We start from the raw sequence: 16,767 nt of genomic DNA, 5'->3' as shown, positions 1-16,767 counted from the left end.
CAAGGGCTTAAGCTGGTAGTTGCGCAGCGCCTATCGCAGGCTTTCCGCTCCGCACGTGGCACACGCTTTGAGATAACTTTATTGAATCTGCGCGTTGAATTTGGCGCATGCTAGCCAAAAGGCTCTAATCAATTTCCGTGAGGGCTGCTCTATGATTGACTTGAGGAGGTTGACCGTTCTGGCCGTTGCACCGGCTTTGATTTTGTCCTCTGCGATCGCGCAGGAGAAGAAGGCCGGTGACGCAGCATTGGGCACGAGGAAATACGCGGACTACGAAAAGCCGCAGGTCTGCGGCAGCTCGTGCCACGTCGATTTCTACCAGCAGTGGACGCAGTCAATGATGTCACAGGCGTACACGCATCATTGGGACGAAATCGAATACTTCAAGCTCGCCGTACCGCACGCCGAGAAGGATCAGAAAGTCGCGGGTGTCAAAGCCGGCTGCAACGGCTGCCACAGCCCCATTGCCTTTCACGCCGGTGATGTGCCGCCGCCCAAGCCCGAGATGAACAGCCGCGCCAATGAATCGGTATCCTGCGATGTGTGCCACACGATGACCGGCTTCGAGGGCGACACGCCGTACAACTTCAACTTCATCTCCGAACCCGGGCGCGTGAAATATGGGCCGCGGCCGGGCGCCGTCTCGCCCGCCCACGAGACGCGTGTTTCAGAGTTTCTCAAGACCGCGGAATTCTGCGGCACCTGCCACAATGAGAAATCTCCGTATGACGTTTGGGTGAAGTCCACGCACCTGGAATGGAAAGAGGGGCCTTATGCCAAACAGGGCGTGCGCTGCCAGGATTGCCACATGACCTACGCGCCCGGCCACAACGCCTCCATGGGCCCGGCGCTGCCGAATGTGGCGCAGCATCTCTTTCACGGCGCGCATGATCCCGGCAAAGTACGCGGCACCGTCGAGCTGCGGGTGCATCCCGATGTACGCGAATTGGAGCCGGGCGAGCGCATGAAAATCACCGTGGCGCTGTTCAATCAGAAAACCGGCCACAAATTCCCCTCCGGCTCGTCCGAAGAACGGCTGGTGTGGCTGCACGTGGAAGCCACGGATGCCGAGGGCAATGTTTATCACCTGCCGGTGGACAAGAAAGGCTTCGCGGGCGAGGAATACACCATTGCCGCCAATACCCTGGCCTATCAAGACATGGGCATCGCACTCAATGATCCGAATTTCGCCGGCATTCAGCGGGACGGCGTACCGGTCGGCGACCGCATCTTCCGACTGCCCTATTTCGATCCGCAAGGCCGGATGACGATCCAACAGTGGAACACGGCGGCGCAGGGACCCGACTATCGCATCGGACCGCGTGAAACCAAGCTGGAGACGTTCACCTGGACCGTTCCCGCCAATGCCGCGCCGGGAAAGATGGTGATCAAGGCCGTGTTGAACTATCAAAAATTGCCCACGCCGGTGGCGGAATTCCTGGGCGTGCCCATGGAAGAGGCTGAGATCGTGGCGGTCAATGATCACGCCACGACGATCACTGTATTGCCCTGAGCGGGAATGATCAGCGGCACATCATAGCACCGCGAAGGCCCAAAGGGCGCGAAGGGTCTTTCCTGCCTGGCGTTCTTGGCGGCTTCGCGGTGTGCGACATGCCGGTGGTGATGAATTGTCAAACCATTTTGAGGAGAGAGCAAATGAGAAAGCCCATGATCGCCTTGGTGCTCGCCGGTCTTGCGATTGCCGTACTCGGCGAGCCGAGCCACGCTACCATTCCCGCCTTTGCACGCAAATATGACATGTCGTGCAACGTCTGCCATTCTCCGATTCCAAAACTCAAGCCCTACGGCGAGGAGTTCGCCGCCAACGGCTTTCGCCTGCCGGACAAGGAGCCGCCGCGCTTCACGCGCGAGACCGGCGACGACAAGCTGCTGCTCATGCGCGAGCTGCCGCTGGCCTTGCGTTTGGATGCCTCCGCCAGTTATCAAACCGAACGCACGCCCGAGCAAGATTTTGCCACTCCGGTCATTTTGAAGATCCTGTCCGGCGGCTTGATCACGAAAGACGTCTCCTACTATTTTTATTTTCTGTTCAACGAACGCGGCAAAGTCGCCGGGATCGAAGATGCGCTGCTGTATTTCACCAATGTCGCCAAAACGGGCGTGGACCTCACCGTCGGGCAATATCAAGTGTCGGATCCCTTGTTCAAACGCGAAGCCCGCCCAACGTTCGAAGACTATGTCATTTTCAAAGCCCGGCCCGGGTTCAGCAAGGCGGACATGACGTATGATCGCGGCATCACGATCGGCTATGCCTTGCCGACTGCAACCGACCTCGTGCTCTCGGTGCTCAACGGCAACGGCATCGGCGAAGCGGAGCCGACCTTCGACAGTGATCCTTACAAGAACTTCTTCCTGCGGCTGGCGCAGCCGGTGGATTCGACTATTCACCTGGGCGGCTTCGGTTATCTCGGCAAGGAGAGGGAATTCGGCAACCTTAATGACTTTTACATGGCCGGGGCAGACGCCCGGCTGGAGGCGGGAAAATTCGAACTGGCGGGGCAGTATCTGTATCGCAGCGACAAGAATCCCTTCTTTCTCAGCACCGGCGCCAAACGTCTGAAAACGCAAGGAGGGTTCGCGCAGTTGATGTACGCGCCCAAGCTCGACAAGAGCGATTGGTACTTCCTGCTGCTCTACAACCGGGTCGATTCCGATCTGGATGAACTCAAGTACCACACCGCGACCGGCAATTTCTCCTACTTGATCGCGCGCAACCTCAAGTTGATGACGGAATACACCTACGATATCGAGTATGAGCGCCATCGCCTGACGGTGGGGTTCGTTACGGGCTTCTGAAGGTTGGCAGGATCCGGAAGGGTCAACTCGCCGGGCAGGGCGCCGTCGTTCACCGCCGCTGACCCGGCACCCGCAGACCGCAATCGCAGTCGCGTGCCGCGGATTGATGGAAAAAACAGAGAACACCCGGCAACGGCAAGCACCGGGCGAGTTCTCTGTTTTTTCCGCTTGCTTCGCCCGGCACGCCTACTTCATCCCCCACTTCTGCAGACGATAGCGCAGGTTGCGCTCGGAAAGACCGAGCATTTTCGCGGCCTGCGATTGATTGCCCTGGGTCTGTTGCAGCGCGTCCAGGATCGCTTCCTTTTCCAGCGCTTCCACCCGGTCCGGCAGCGTTGCCGCAGGCCGGAGCGCGGCGGTTGGTTGTTCGCTGCGCAGTTGGCGCAGCATGAGCGGCAGCTCCGCGGTCGTGATCATCTCCTCGCGTGCCAGCACCACGGCGCGCGCGATCAGGTTTTGCAGCTCGCGCATGTTGCCGGGATAATCATAGCGCAGCAGAATGTCCATCGCCTCCTTGGAGATGGACATTTTTTGTTTCTTGTTCTCGGCCCCAGCTTTCGCCAGAAAATGCTCGATCGCCGGCGCGAGGTCGTCGCGCCGTTGCCGCAGCGGTGGAATGTCGATGGTGACCACATTCAACCGGTAAAACAAATCCTCGCGAAACAGGCCTTGCTTGATGCGCTCATGCAAATCCCGGTTGGTCGCGGCAATCACCCGCACATCGACTTGCAGCGTCTCGGAGCCGCCCACGCGCTCGAACTGCTCTTCCTGCAACACGCGCAGCAACTTGACTTGCGTTGCCAGGGGCACGTCGCCGATCTCGTCCAGAAACAGCGTGCCGCGGTCCGCCAGCTCGAAGCGGCCGCGCCGCTGTTTGTCCGCGCCGGTGAAAGCGCCGCGCTCGTGGCCGAACAATTCGCTTTCCAGCAGATTCTCATTCAGCGCCGCGCCATTCACCGCGATGAAGGGCTGGTCTTTGCGTCCGCTGCTGAAATGAATCGCCCGGGCGATCAGCTCTTTGCCCGTGCCGCTCTCGCCGCGCAGCAGCACCGTGGCCTTGCTGTCAGCCACCCGGCCGGCAAGATTCAGCACTTCTGCCATGGCCGCGGATTGGGAAACGATGCCGGTGAATTGGAACTTTTCCGCCAGTTGCTGCTTGAGCAAGCGGTTTTCCGAAATCAGTTGCCGCCGCTCGCGCAGGCGTTGCAGCAACAGGTCAAGCTCATCGAGGTCGACCGGTTTGGTGAGATAGTCGTAGGCGCCCTCGCGCATGGCGGCGACCGCGCCCTCGATGGTGCCGAACGCGGTCATGATCACCACCATGGTTTCGGGATGCTGTGCGCGCATGTCCTTGAGCAGTTCCAGCCCGGATTTGTCCGGCATCTTGAGATCGGTGAGCACGATGTCGATGGTCTCCCGCGGCAGCCGCGCCAGCGCCTCGGCAGCGGAGCCGGCTTCAAACACGACGTGACGCTTTTTGCGGAGATAGCCGGCCAGCACCTGGCGCTGCCCGGCTTCATCATCGACAACGAGAATGGTATCGTAGTTCATTAGACTCTGCGTACAGAGAAAGTGATTGCGTTCAAGCGGGCCGCCTTCGCGACCGAGCGGTACACCATAAGGCGCTCAATGTCCGAACAAAATCCTGAAAGATTCCAACCACAGCGTTGAGCATACACTCTCCTCGCTATGGAAGGCCAGCTTGACCCCGACGGGGTCGCATGTCATAGCCCACGGGCAGCGCCCTGGGAACCAATGAAATCTATCGTAGCAAGCAAGGGGCGGTATTCCTGACGTAGTTCTCTGACGCCCCGGGGGGCTTGATGATTTCTCCTGATGACGGCTTTGCCAGGGCGTTGCCCTGCGCTGCTACATTTCGCTCCATGGGGCTATTTGTCTGCGCAAGAGAATTCGACCTAACGTTGTCGTGTTAACCACAAGGCAAACATTTGATCCTCGGCGACTCGGAGAGCGCAGAGTTGTGACATCGAAAAAGCCTTTCTCTGCGTTCTCAGCGTCTCGGCGGTGAGCTTTTGAGGTGAATGACACGGCAGTGGGCCAAAATCTTCACAAGATCCTTGCGGGACGACATTGACAATGGTTCTGCCCGTAATGGTTTTGACTAAAGCTCGTGCCAATGCCGCCCGAGGGCATCAGAACTCAGCTTGTCCAAAAACCTGGCGTAGAGTCTTACGCTCGCAAAACTGGCGGGATCGCGAAGTTCTGTTCCGGCTTGGTTCCTGGTTCGTTGGCAGTCTGGCAGCCTGCGCGACGGGAAGACGCGGAAAAACCAGCGCGATCGCGAAGTTCTGTTCCGGCCCGGTTCCTGGCTTGTTGGCAGTCTGGCAGACTGCGCGGCGTCAGGAAGGATTAGATATACTTGCGCAGCTTGGCAAAGCTCTCCAGCTCCTCGCGGTACTTCGGGTGCGCAATGTCGATCATTGCGCGCACGCGCTCGCGGATGCTTCTGCCGTGCAGGTAGGCAATGCCGTGCTCGGTGACAACATAGTGCACGTCGCCGCGGCTGGTCACCACGCCGGCGCCTTCCTTGAGATGCGGCACGATGCGGGAGATCTGCCCGTTCTTGGCGGTCGACGACAGGGCGATGATGGGCCTGCCGCCTTTGGCGCGCGCGGCGCCGCGGGTGAAATCGACCTGGCCGCCAAAACCGGAATAGATGGTGTAGCCAATGCTGTCCGAGCACACCTGGCCGGTAAGATCCACTTCCAGCGCGGAGTTGATCGAAATCATGTTGTCATTGCGCGCCACGACGAACGGATCGTTGGTGTAATCCACTTGATGCAGCTCAAACAGCGGATTGTTGTGGCTGTAGGCATACAGCCGCTCGCTCCCCAACAAAAAGGTGGCGATGACTTTGCCGGGATGCAGGCTTTTGTAGGCATTGGTCACAATGCCGTCTTCGATGGCTTGCATGACGCCATCAGACACCATTTCGGTGTGGATGCCGAGATCCTTCTTGCCTTTCAACAGCGACAGCACCGCGTCCGGAATGCCGCCGATGCCGAGCTGCAGCGTGGCACGATCATCGATTAGGGTGGTGATGTGGTGCGCAATCTGCATTTCGACTTCGGTGAAGGGTTTGGGCTTGAGCGTGGGCAGCGGCTCGGAGACTTCGACGATTTTGCTGAGGCGGGAAACGTGCAGGAAGCAGTCGCCCAGCACGCGCGGCATGTTCTCATTCACCTGCGCGATCACCATTTTGGCCGATTCGGCCGCGGCTTTGGTGGCGATGGCTTCCACGCCCAGCGAGACGAAACCGTGCTCATCCGGCAGAGAGGTGTGGATGATGGCGACGTCCAACTGCACATGTTGGCGGAACAAATTGGGGATTTGATAAAGGAAGATGGGATAATAGTCGGCGCGGCCTTCATTGACGGCCTCGCGGTCCGCGGGCCCGACAAACAGGGATTTGCGCCGGAAATGCCCGATCATCTCCGGCCGGCTCAAGGGATCTTCTCCCAGCATCAGCAGCGTGAACACGTCCACATTTTGCAACTCATTCTTGCGCCGGGCGAGCGCCTGAACCAGAAAATACGGCGCCGCGGCATTGCCCGAGGTGAAGATCTTGTCGCCACTTTTTATGACAGCAACAGCCTGCTCGGCAGTGGCAAGCTTGCTGCGATAGTCTTCCATCCATTTCATTGTAAAACGTTCTCCTTTCAATTGAACCAGTGGTCAGCTCACAGAGGTCAGCAACGCATCTATATCGGAATACTCGCTTTTCGTCTTTTCCGAGACACCCACTTGTGTGCTGCGGCCGTTGTGAAGATAAACGCCGCGGCGCAGCGGCAACAGACCGCGCAGCGTGGCTTCCAGGCCGTCATTGGCAACCTCCAGCACCCAGGGCAACACGGAATTGTTCAGGGCATGGGAAGCCGTGCGCGCGACAGAGGCCGGAATATTGGGCACACAGTAGTGGATGACACCGTGCTGTACAAAAGTCGGCGAAGAAAGAGTGGTGGGCCGGCTGGTCGCCACACAACCGCCCTGATCGATCGAGACATCGATGACGATCGAGCCCGGCTTCATGTTCTTCACCATCTGCTCCGTTACCAAACCGGGCGGCCGCTGCCCGGGAATCAGCACGGCGCCGATCAGGACATCGGCAAGGCGCGACCAGCGCTCCACCAGCAGGGGCGTGATCACGGTGGTTGACACACGCTTGTCGAGCAGGAGATCGGCATGGCGCAACTTGTCGAGGTTCTTATCCATCACCAAGACTTGTGCGCCGAGCGCGGAAAAGGCGCGGGCCGCGTTGAAACCGACCACGCCAGCGCCCAGGATGACGACGTTCGCCGGGGTCACGCCCGAGACGCCGGCGAGCGTAATGCCGCGGCCGCCATACTCGCTTTCCAGCAGGCGACCCGCAATTTGCGGCAGCAAATTGCCGGCAATTTCGCTCATGGCGGTGAGCACCGGCAGATTGCCATCGGCCTGCTCAATGAACTCGTAGCCGATGGCAGTCACTTTTTTCTGCAACAGTGCTTTGAGCACGGAAGCGCGCGTGATGCCGATGCCGAGCAAGGAAAAAACGATCTTGCCGGGCTCGAGGTACTGGCATTCTTCGTCGGTGGGAGGCTGCACCTTGACGATGAACTGCGCGCGCCGGAAAACCTCCTCTCCCGAAAAAGCGATCTGCGCGCCGACCTGCTGGAATTCCTGATCGGTAAAGCCGCAGGTTTTGCCCGCGTCTTTCTCGACGTAAACCACGTGGCCTTCATTCACCAAAGCAAACACGCCAACGGGCGTCAGGCCCACGCGGCGCTCCTCGATCGACGTTTCTTTGGGAATCCCGATGTTCATTCTTCTCTCCTTTCATGGATGATTGATTGCTGCATGCACCGGTGCGTTGAGGTGCGCGCCGGAACAACGCATTCCGGCCGCCACCCGGTCGGCCGCAAACCCCATATGCGGCGGGCTGGTTCCCGGTTGCCCTCGCCCTGGCCACGCCTGCCCGGCAATCAGGCAGGGATCTTGTTCAAAGCCTGATCCAGATCCTCACGCAGGTCATCGAAATTTTCACATCCCACCGCCAGGCGCACCAGTTCATCTCCGATCCCGGCTTGTTCCCGCTCCTGCCGCGGCACACTGGCGTGCGTCATGGAAGCCGGATGCTCGATCAACGATTCCACCCCGCCGAGCGAAACGGCGAGAGTAAACAAGCGCACGCTGTCCATCACCATCTTTCCGCCCGCCAGCCCGTTTTTGACGCCGAAGCAGATCATGCTGCCGAACCCGTCCATTTGCCTTCTGGCAACGGCGTGCTGCGGATGATCCGGCAAACCGGGATAGTGCACCCACGTGACGTTGGGATGCTGCTGCAGGAAGTCCGCCAGCTTGCGGGCGTTTTCCTGGCTGCGCTCCACGCGCAGGGGCATGGTGCGCACGCCGCGCAGCACCAGCCAGGCTTGATGCGGATCCATCGTACCGCCGAACAGATTCAATACCGGCTTGATGCGCCGGTACAGGTTTTCATTCTTCGTGATAATCATGCCGGCGACGACGTCACTGTGCCCATTGATCGACTTTGTCATGCTGTGCACCACCACGTCGGCGCCCAATTCCAACGGACGCTGCAGATAGGGACTGGCGAAAGTGTTGTCCACCACCAGGATGGCATCGTGGCGGTGCGCGATTTCCGCGGCGGCGCGTATGTCCGTCACCGTCATGGTCGGATTCGCCGGCGTCTCGACAAACACCAAGCGCGTGTTGGCGCGCAGGGCGCGTTGCAGATTCTCCAAATTCGAGGTGTCGACGAATGTGGCGGTTACGCCAAAGCGTGCGAATTCTTTCTCCAAAACCATGCGGGTCGGACCATAGACGGAATCCGTGCCGACGACATGCGCGCCCTGGCCGAGCAGCGCCAGGTAAACCGTGGTGATGGCCGCCATGCCGGAGGCGGTGGCCATGCCGGCATAGCCATTCTCCAGCGCCGCAATGCATTCCTCCAATGCCTGAACGGTGGGATTGCCCATGCGGGTGTAGATATAGCCGGCATGCTCGCCGGCGAAGCGCGCCGCGCCTTCTTCAGCGCTGGGAAAGGCAAAGGTCGAGCATTGGAAGATCGGCACGGATACTTCGCCGAACACTTCTTTGTGCAAACCGCCGGCATGAATCGCTTTGGTTGCCCGGTGCGCTGCCTTCGCTTTCATGAGTGCATCCCGAGTTGAATCGTTCGTCATGCGCCTGGTGGCGTTTTCTCTCCACGAGGAGCCGGCGCCGTGCGGCTGCCTGCTACTGCCCGTTGCGCTCCGCGGGTATGGTAATGAGGAATTCCGTGCCGCTGCCCACCTGGCTGTGCACTTGAATCGTGCCCTGATGTTGCTGCACGATTTGCTGGGTGATCGCCAGCCCCATGCCGGTGCCGTGCGGCTTGGTGGTGTAATACAAATTGAAAATCTTGTCGAGCCGGTCCGCCGGAATGCCGCTGCCGCTGTCTTCCACCCGGATCATCGCGTTGGACCCGCTGCGCGCGCACGACAACGAGATCCGGCCGCCGGGCGGTGTCGCCTCCAGCGCGTTTTGCAGCAGATTGAGAATCGCCTGCGTCATCTGTTCGCGATCGATATGCAAATCGCAATCCGGTTCATGCGCCGTTTCGAAGCGCACGCCCTTGGCGCGCGCCTGGCCGGCAAACAGCGCGGCAATCTGCTGCAGCAAAGCGGGCAGGGCAATCTGGCTCAGATTCAAGCGCGGCGGCCGTGCGAAACGCAGAAACTGTTGAATGATGTGCGTCACGCGCTGCACTTCTGATTTCAGCACCGCGGTGAGCGCGCGGTATTCCGCCACCTCGGCTTGCGGCACGAATTCCTTTTCGAAGCGTTGCGCAATCATGGAAATGGCATTGAGCGGATTGCGGATCTCATGCGCCACGCCCGAGGCCAGCTCGCCCATGGCCAGCAATTTTTCCCGGCGGTGCATCTGCTCTTCCAGCCGGCGCTGCTCGGTCAAATCTTTGATCACGGCCGTGGCAGAGTCCACCTCGCCGCGTTCGTCATAGGTCAGCGAGGTGCTGATGGCCAGGGCGCGCGTGCCGCCGGCCGCACTGACATAGTGCGTCTCTCGATCGCGCACCGGGCTGGGCTGCAGCAGGCTGTCGGCCAGCACCGCGTGCCGCTCGCCAAAGACTTCCGTGCACGGCTTCCCCACTGCCTGCTCGGCCGGCACTTCGAGCATCTGCGCTGCGCTCTTGTTGAAAAGAGTAATCACCTGCTGGCGGTCGCGCGTGACCACGGCCTCCGCCAGGTTTTGCAGAATTTCGCCGGTGTAGGATTTGATGCGCTGATATTCCAGCGACACGGTTTGCAGATTTTGGTTGATCAGGATGAAGGTGAGCAGCACCGCGCCGATCGCGATCAACACCAGCGAGAGGATCAGCAGGCGGCGCGCCATGCGGGCCTCCAGCGCCAGCATTTCATCCATCGACAATCCCAACCGAAACAAGCCCTGCTGCTCGCCCTGCACCACCAGCGGCTTGGCCACTTCGAACACTTTTCTGCCGTTGAAGGCGGCAATGCGGGTGTGCACCGAATCGCTGCGCTGCGCCTGCAGCATGAAATCATCGCCGGCAATCTGGCTGAGCTCCGCGACGTTGCGGCTGGCGGCGATGATGCCTTCTTCATCCTGCAGCGCGATGAACTCCACCCCGCTGTTGTCGCCGAGATCCTGCAGCAGTTTGCCGATGCCGATGCGTTTGCGGAATTCCAGGAAATAGGCGGCATCCAAATTCAGCACGAGGGCGCCGCCGCCGCTGCGCCGGCGTTGCACGGCCACGGCATAACGCTGGCCCGCTTCGATGCGCGCAGCTTTCAGACCGATGACGAGCTGCGTCACCTCTCCGGTCAACACCGGCTGCAGAAAATCTTGCGGTTCATGCCGTGCCGGCAGGCCGGCGTGCTCGTCGTGCTCGAGGTAGCTGCTCAACACCTTCGTGCCATTGTGATCGAAAATATTGATGCGAAAAATATCGTTGGCTGCCGCGATTTCGGCGAGTTGTTGCGAAGTTAGAACCGCCGCGCTGTCCAGCCGGGCCAGCAGATGGGCGTTGTTCAACAGCCGCTCCGCCAGCAATTGTTCAATCTCTTGATTCGAGAGAATGGTATTGCGGCCGCTTTGCGCGATGGCTTCGATAAGTGAGCTGGCTTCCTCCGTCATCAAGTGCGCCAGTTCGCGCTGGCTCTGCTGCAATTCCACCAGCGCGGAAGACACCATCAGCAAAGCCATCACCACGGTAATGGCGATCACATAGCGCGGCTGGATGTGGCGAGCAAGCTTCAAAGGCATTCCACGTGTCGAAATTCAATCTGAAATTCAAAACCCAGGGTTCGAGCCACCCCGGAAATGCCAATCATCAATAAGTATGCCGCTACTTTGATGGGAAAAGGCCAAAACAAATGTTAGAAAAACAGAGGCTTGAACTGGCCATCGCCCGGACGCCCTCCAGCGTTTTCCCACAATTGCAAATTCGCACGCGTTTTTTTCGCAAGCCCAGCAATCCGCACAGCAATGCAAAAATGAGAAAATCGCGGCCCTTTTCTTCCTGAAAATGAGAAACCCATCGCAGCCGCAGGCATGCAGCTTCGTCATAATCCCCAATTAATCAATCACAGGAAGGCTTTCTTCCCGCTGGCCTGAAGCTTGCCAATGACTGTACTGCAAAATACAGGATTTGAAAATAAACGCCGGCCGGAGCGTGGCCGGGGAAACTCTTGCAGCTCATGCCCAGCACGACCAACAAAGCCAGACTCAAAATTCGCCAGGTTGCCGCGCAACTCGACATTGCCGTTGAAACCATTCGCATGTATGAACGCGAGGGCCTGTTGTTGCCCGCCAAGACTGCGAGCGGGCAACGCTGGTTCGAGGCTTCCGATCTGCACTGGCTGGGCTGCCTGCGTCGCCTGATCAAAGAGCAAGGTCTCAATCTCGCGGGCATTCGCCGTTTGCTGGCGCTCATGCCTTGTTGGGATTTGAAACCCTGCTCGCCCACGGAAAGAGAAAGCTGTCCCGCTTATCTGGGAGAAAAGCAGCCCTGCTGGATGATGAAAGCCCGGCTGCCGCAGGTCTGCCAAGCGGCCGACTGCCGGAGCTGCCTGGTCTACCAGAATGCTTCACATTGCGAAAACCTGAAGACTTTACTGCAAAAGAATGCCAAGCGAAACCAGGAGTCTTATGGCAGGATCATTCTCACGACGTGATTTCATCAAGATCAGCGGACTGGGCTTGGGCGCAGTCGCCGCGGGCGGCGGCGTGCTCAAAGCCTTTGTCGATGCCAACCGGCACGAGGTGCTCGCGGCGCCGGCACTCACCGGTTTCACCGACGGCCCGGTGACCCTGACGCCCACGGTTTGCGAGGTTTGTTTCTGGCAATGCGCCGGCTGGGTGCACACGGTCAACGGCCAGCCCTGGAAGATCACCGGTCATCCGGCGGATCCGAACTGCAACGGCCGGCTCTGCCCGCGCGGCACCGGCGGCTTGGGCGCCTATCTTGACGAAGATCGCCTGCGCACGCCGCTGCTGCGCACCGAAGTGCGCGGCAAGCAAACCTTCCGCGAGGCCTCGTGGGAGGAGGCTTTCGCCTACATCGCGGCAAAAATGAAAAAGATCGCCGCGGAGCACGGCCCGGAGTGCGTCGCGCTGTTCACGCACGGTTCGGGCGGCGCCTACTTCAAGCATCTCCTGCGCGCCTATGGCTCGGACAACGTGGCTGCGCCCTCCTATGCCCAATGCCGTGGCCCGCGCGAAGAAGCCTACATGCTCACCTTCGGCGACGAAGTCGGTTCGCCCGAGCGCACCGACCTGCAAAACACCGAATGCCTGGTACTGATCGGCAGCCATCTGGGCGAAAACATGCACAACACCCAGGTGCAGGAATTCGCCGATGCCGTTGCCAACGGCGCCACGGTGATTACCGTTGATCCGCGCTTTTCCGTGGCCGCCAGTAAATCGAAATATTGGCTGCCCATCCGCCCCGCCACTGACACCGCGCTGCTGCTGGCGTGGATTCATGTCATCATCGCAGAAAAGCTCTACGACCAGGACTATGTGGAAAAATACACGGTGGGATTCGAGGAGCTGAAAGCTGCGGTGCAGCACAACACGCCGGAATGGGCCTATCCCATCACCACCATCGAACCGGGCGTGATTCGTGCGACCGCACGCGAAATGGCGCGCCATCGCCCCGCGACCATCGTGCATCCCGGCCGCCACGTAACTTGGTATGGCGACGACACGCAGCGCGTGCGCGCCGGCGCCATTCTCAATGCCCTGCTCGGCAGTTGGGGCCGCCGCGGCGGATTCTATTTTCCCAATAAAGCCGAGGTGCCGGCGTATCCGCATCCGCCCTACCCCAAACCGAGACGCACCTGGCGCGATGCCTTCCCCGACAAATATCCCATGGCAAATCTCGCCCTGGCCAACGGCGTTTGCGAAGCCACCATCCCCTCGGCAACGCGCAACTGCAATTTCAAAGGGTGGATCGTGTACGGCACCAATCTCATGATCACCCTGCCGGAGCCGCAAAAGACCATCGCAGCCATTCAGAATCTCGATTTGCTGGTGGCGATCGATCTCATGCCGGCGGAGATCACCGGCTGGGCCGACGTGGTGCTGCCGGAATGCTCCTATCTCGAACGCTATGATGACTTGCGTATCTTGCCCGGCCGCGTGCCCGCCATTGCCCTGCGCGCACCGGCCTTCGCGCCGCGCTTCGATTCCAAACCGGCCTGGTGGATGGCGAAGGAACTGGCCCGCCACCTCGGCCTCGAGGCCTATTTCCCCTGGCAGGATTTCGAAGAATATCTCGAGTCCCGCTTGCGGCCGCTCGGCACCAGTCTGGCGGAGATGAAAAAGAAGGGCGTGCTGGTGCTGGAGGATCAGCGCCATCCACTTTATCTCGCAGAAGGCGCAGAACACACCTTCGACACCCCCAGCGGCAAAATCGAGCTGGCCTCGGCTCTACTCGCTGAAATGGGCTTCGAGGCCGTGCCGAAATATGAGCCGCACGAAGAGCCGCCCGCGGGCTATTACCGGCTGATCTACGGCCGCGCGCCGACGCACACCTTCGGCCGCACCACCAACAACCCCATTCTCGCCGAAACCATGAGTGAGAATGAAGTTTGGGTCAATCCCGCGATCGCACAGCGGAACGGCATCCGCAACGGCGAATATGTCGTGCTGGTGAATCAAGACGGCGTGCGCAGCAACAAAGTGAAAGCCAAAGTGACCGAGCGCATTCGCCATGACTGTGTTTACCTGGTGCATGGTTTCGGCCACACCGACAAGCGCATGCGCCGCACCTATCTGCGCGGCGCCGACGATACCGGTTTGATCACGCGGGTGAAGATCGACCCCATCATGGGTGGCACGGGGATGCGCGGTAACTTCGTGATGTTTGAATCGGTGAGTAGTTGACAGTGACCAGCTTGCAGTAATCAGTATTCGGTAACTGATTACTGAAAACTGATTACTGAACACTGGAGATAAAAATGCCCCGCTACGGGATGATCATTGACACGAAACGCTGCGTGGGTTGCGCCGATTGTGTCGTGGCCTGCAAGACCGAGAATAACGTTCCCGACGGCTTTTGCCGGGATTGGATTGTGCAAGAAGTGCGTGGCGCGTTTCCCAATCTGCAAATGGAGATTCGCTCCGAGCGTTGCAACCACTGCGAGAATGCGCCGTGCGTGCGCTGCTGCCCCACCGGCGCGAGTTATGTTGCGGACGGCGGCATCGTGCTGGTGCAGCACGACGAATGCACCGGTTGCAAGGCGTGCATTGCCTCCTGCCCCTATGACGCGCGCTTCGTGCATCCCGAAGGCTACGTCGACAAATGCACGTTCTGCCTTCATCGTGTACAGCAAGGCCTCGAGCCTGCTTGCGTTGCCGTGTGCCCAACGAAATGTATGCACTTCGGCGATCTCGATGATCCGAACAGTGAAGTGAGCAAACTGCTGGCGGCGCGGCCGCATCATGCGCTCATTCCCGAAGCCGGCACGCAGCCGAAGATTTTTTATTTGAATTAACGTTTGTAGTAGCGCCTTTAGGCGCCCACCCTTTACAAACCTCAGGCTCCCAAAGGAGCTACTACGAACAATATCAAAATTCGGAGCACCACATGCACGAACTCGACGTCACCAGCGGCAGAAACATGCACCTGATCGATCCGCATTTGACGATCTGGGGCTGGGAGATTCCCGTCTATCTGTTTTTGGGCGGATTGGTCGCCGGCATTCTGTTCTTTTCCGCGTTCTACTTTTTGCGCGGCAAAGCCGAAGAGATGCCCGCCACCGTGCGCCTGACGCCGCTGCTGGCGCCCGTGCTGCTCGGTCTGGGCTTGTTCGCCCTGTTTCTCGATCTCGAATACAAACGCCACGTCTTTCGTTTCTACACCAACATCCGCCTGGAATCGCCGATGTCCTGGGGTTCGTGGACGCTCGCGGTGATTTTTCCGTTGAGTGTGATGTGGGCGGTATCGCATATCGATCGCGTCTTTCCCCAATGGCGCTGGCCCTGGCCGTGGCTGGCAAGCCTGGTGCTCTTCGTCAAACAACAGGCGCGGGTCGTGGCCTGGCTGCTCATCGTCTATGCCGCGCTGCTCGGCATGTATACCGGCATTCTGCTCAGCGCCTTCAATGCCCGGCCGTTTTGGAACTCCGCGATTCTCGGGCCTTTGTTCCTGGTCTCCGGTCTGTCAACGGGATTGGCGCTGAATCTCCTGCTGTCACGGAATGAAAGGGAAAAACACACGCTCGCCCGCCTCGATGTGATCGCGATCAGCGTCGAGCTGTTTCTGATCATTCATTTGTTCATGGGATTTCTCGCCTCCACGCAAGTGCACATCGATGCCGCCAAGCTTTTCCTGGGCGGGCCTTACACCGCAGCATTCTGGGTGTTGGTGGTTGGCCTCGGTCTGCTGCTGCCGGTCGTGATCGAGCTGCTCGAACTGCGCGGGAGGATTCTGTCCACCCGCATTCCCGCCTTGCTGGTTTTGTTCGGCGGCTTGCTGCTGCGCTTCATCGTCGTGGAGGCCGGCCAGGTGAGCCAGTGGAGTCTGGCCTTGCCCAAGTAAACGGAGCAAACAGAGTGGGCATTCGTGAGAAACCCCCTTCAGCTCTGCAATCTCCATATACTCCGTTATCTCCGTGTTCAAAGTTTTTGCAGCGATTGCATTATTGACAGATCAAGTCATCAATGAGTTCCTTCCTGGATCACATGCAATGATAAGTCGGAGAACCGTAGATGCAAGAACAAGAAACAAAATACTGGTCACCGTATGTCGCCGGCGTTGTGCTGGGATTGGTTTTGCTGGCGACGTTCGTGATCATGGGCCGCGGGTTGGGCGCCTCGGGCGCACTCATGCGCGTGACCACTTACGCGGTCGATCAGGTCAGTCCCAGCGCAGTGGACAACAATCCCTACCTGGCGCAGTATGCCGGCGGCACTCAGAATCCGCTGCAGGATTGGCTGGTGTTTGAAATCATCGGCGTGATCGTAGGCGGTCTGCTCTCCGGCATGCTGGCGAAGCGCCTGCGCTTCAAAACCGACAAGGGTCCGAACATCACCGTGCCGTTTCGTCTGGCTTTCGCCTTTCTCGGCGGCGGCTTGATGGGCTTCGGCGCGCGCTTGGCGCAAGGCTGCACCAGCGGCCAGGCCCTCACCGGCGGCGCCACACTCGCGCTCGGCAGTTGGGCCTTTATGATGACAATGTTCGCGGCGGCCTACGCCATTGCCTATTTCGTGCGCAAGCAGTGGATATAGACTGGATGCTGGATGCTGGATGCTGGATACTGGATGCTGGATACTGGATGTTGGATACTGGATGATAGATTTGGAAAGAAGATTCGAGCATCGAGCATCGAGTATCAAGCATCGAGTATCAAGCATCGAGCATCGAGCATCGAGCATCGAGCATCGAGCATCGAGCATCGAGCA

General features: G+C 59.4%; 12 protein-coding genes. 7 read left to right on the top strand and 5 right to left on the bottom strand.

Features of this window, described 5'->3' with window-relative positions; all coding sequences use genetic code 11:
• Positions 1 to 151: 151 nt before the first annotated feature.
• The gene (locus tag L6R21_25400) at positions 152 to 1,513 is read left to right on the top strand and encodes a NapC/NirT family cytochrome c (GenBank protein ID MCK6562549.1); all 1,362 of its coding nucleotides are present in this window, start codon (positions 152 to 154) and stop codon (positions 1,511 to 1,513) included.
• Between the two features lie 143 nt (positions 1,514 to 1,656).
• A complete protein-coding gene (locus L6R21_25395; protein MCK6562548.1) occupies positions 1,657 to 2,817 on the top strand; it encodes a hypothetical protein in 1,161 nt (386 codons plus the stop codon).
• A 186-nt stretch (positions 2,818 to 3,003) separates the two neighbouring features.
• Here the strand turns inward: L6R21_25395 and L6R21_25390 are convergent, their stop codons facing one another.
• From L6R21_25390 to L6R21_25370, 5 genes are all read right to left on the bottom strand, one after another.
• On the bottom strand, positions 3,004 to 4,368 hold the full coding sequence (locus L6R21_25390) for a sigma-54 dependent transcriptional regulator (protein ID MCK6562547.1): 1,365 nt from the start codon (positions 4,366 to 4,368) through the stop codon (positions 3,004 to 3,006).
• A gap of 819 nt (positions 4,369 to 5,187) precedes the next feature.
• Positions 5,188 to 6,471, bottom strand: coding sequence for a 4-hydroxybutyrate CoA-transferase (locus L6R21_25385; GenBank protein MCK6562546.1), 1,284 nt, complete (start codon positions 6,469 to 6,471; stop codon positions 5,188 to 5,190).
• Positions 6,472 to 6,513: 42 nt separating this feature from the next.
• Positions 6,514 to 7,641 (bottom strand): alanine dehydrogenase, encoded by a 1,128-nt coding sequence (locus L6R21_25380; GenBank protein MCK6562545.1) that lies wholly within the window; start codon positions 7,639 to 7,641, stop codon positions 6,514 to 6,516.
• 158 nt (positions 7,642 to 7,799) lie between these two features.
• Positions 7,800 to 8,990 carry a PLP-dependent aspartate aminotransferase family protein gene (locus L6R21_25375; protein MCK6562544.1) on the bottom strand — a complete coding sequence of 397 codons (1,191 nt, stop codon included), beginning with the start codon at positions 8,988 to 8,990 and terminating at the stop codon, positions 7,800 to 7,802.
• Between the two features lie 82 nt (positions 8,991 to 9,072).
• Entirely contained in the window at positions 9,073 to 11,115 is a 2,043-nt protein-coding gene (locus L6R21_25370) for an ATP-binding protein (GenBank protein ID MCK6562543.1), read from the bottom strand.
• Positions 11,116 to 11,555: 440 nt separating this feature from the next.
• Here L6R21_25370 and L6R21_25365 point away from each other — a divergent pair, with 440 nt between their 5' ends.
• From L6R21_25365 to L6R21_25345, 5 genes are all read left to right on the top strand, one after another.
• Entirely contained in the window at positions 11,556 to 12,032 is a 477-nt protein-coding gene (locus tag L6R21_25365; GenBank protein MCK6562542.1) for a MerR family transcriptional regulator, read from the top strand.
• Complete coding sequence (locus L6R21_25360; protein ID MCK6562541.1) at positions 12,007 to 14,247, top strand: molybdopterin-dependent oxidoreductase; 2,241 nt, start codon at positions 12,007 to 12,009, stop codon at positions 14,245 to 14,247. The genes L6R21_25365 and L6R21_25360 overlap by 26 nt, the downstream gene beginning before the upstream one ends.
• A gap of 74 nt (positions 14,248 to 14,321) precedes the next feature.
• Positions 14,322 to 14,858: a 4Fe-4S dicluster domain-containing protein gene (locus L6R21_25355; GenBank protein ID MCK6562540.1), complete on the top strand. Its 537-nt coding sequence runs from the start codon at positions 14,322 to 14,324 to the stop codon at positions 14,856 to 14,858.
• Between the two features lie 92 nt (positions 14,859 to 14,950).
• The gene (nrfD, locus tag L6R21_25350; protein MCK6562539.1) at positions 14,951 to 15,904 is read left to right on the top strand and encodes a polysulfide reductase NrfD; all 954 of its coding nucleotides are present in this window, start codon (positions 14,951 to 14,953) and stop codon (positions 15,902 to 15,904) included.
• A gap of 170 nt (positions 15,905 to 16,074) precedes the next feature.
• Positions 16,075 to 16,593, top strand: a complete 519-nt coding sequence (locus L6R21_25345; GenBank protein ID MCK6562538.1) for a YeeE/YedE family protein — start codon at positions 16,075 to 16,077, stop codon at positions 16,591 to 16,593.
• The last annotated feature ends 174 nt before the right edge of the window (positions 16,594 to 16,767 follow it).

The organism is bacterium, assembly GCA_023150945.1.
In the GTDB taxonomy this organism is placed as follows: Bacteria; Zhuqueibacterota; Zhuqueibacteria; order Zhuqueibacterales; family Zhuqueibacteraceae; genus Coneutiohabitans.
Note: the sequence above shows the minus strand (reverse complement) of the source record. Positions and strands in the feature narration are given on the sequence as shown.

Coding starts and splice junctions, on each gene's coding strand:
- L6R21_25400 (MCK6562549.1), top strand. CDS start 152: ATGATTGACTTGAGGAGGTTGACCGTTCTGGCCGTTGCACCGGCTTTG.
- L6R21_25395 (MCK6562548.1), top strand. CDS start 1,657: ATGAGAAAGCCCATGATCGCCTTGGTGCTCGCCGGTCTTGCGATTGCC.
- L6R21_25390 (MCK6562547.1), bottom strand. CDS start 4,368: ATGAACTACGATACCATTCTCGTTGTCGATGATGAAGCCGGGCAGCGC.
- L6R21_25385 (MCK6562546.1), bottom strand. CDS start 6,471: ATGGAAGACTATCGCAGCAAGCTTGCCACTGCCGAGCAGGCTGTTGCT.
- L6R21_25380 (MCK6562545.1), bottom strand. CDS start 7,641: ATGAACATCGGGATTCCCAAAGAAACGTCGATCGAGGAGCGCCGCGTG.
- L6R21_25375 (MCK6562544.1), bottom strand. CDS start 8,990: ATGAAAGCGAAGGCAGCGCACCGGGCAACCAAAGCGATTCATGCCGGC.
- L6R21_25365 (MCK6562542.1), top strand. CDS start 11,556: ATGCCCAGCACGACCAACAAAGCCAGACTCAAAATTCGCCAGGTTGCC.
- L6R21_25360 (MCK6562541.1), top strand. CDS start 12,007: ATGGCAGGATCATTCTCACGACGTGATTTCATCAAGATCAGCGGACTG.
- L6R21_25355 (MCK6562540.1), top strand. CDS start 14,322: ATGCCCCGCTACGGGATGATCATTGACACGAAACGCTGCGTGGGTTGC.
- nrfD (MCK6562539.1), top strand. CDS start 14,951: ATGCACGAACTCGACGTCACCAGCGGCAGAAACATGCACCTGATCGAT.
- L6R21_25345 (MCK6562538.1), top strand. CDS start 16,075: ATGCAAGAACAAGAAACAAAATACTGGTCACCGTATGTCGCCGGCGTT.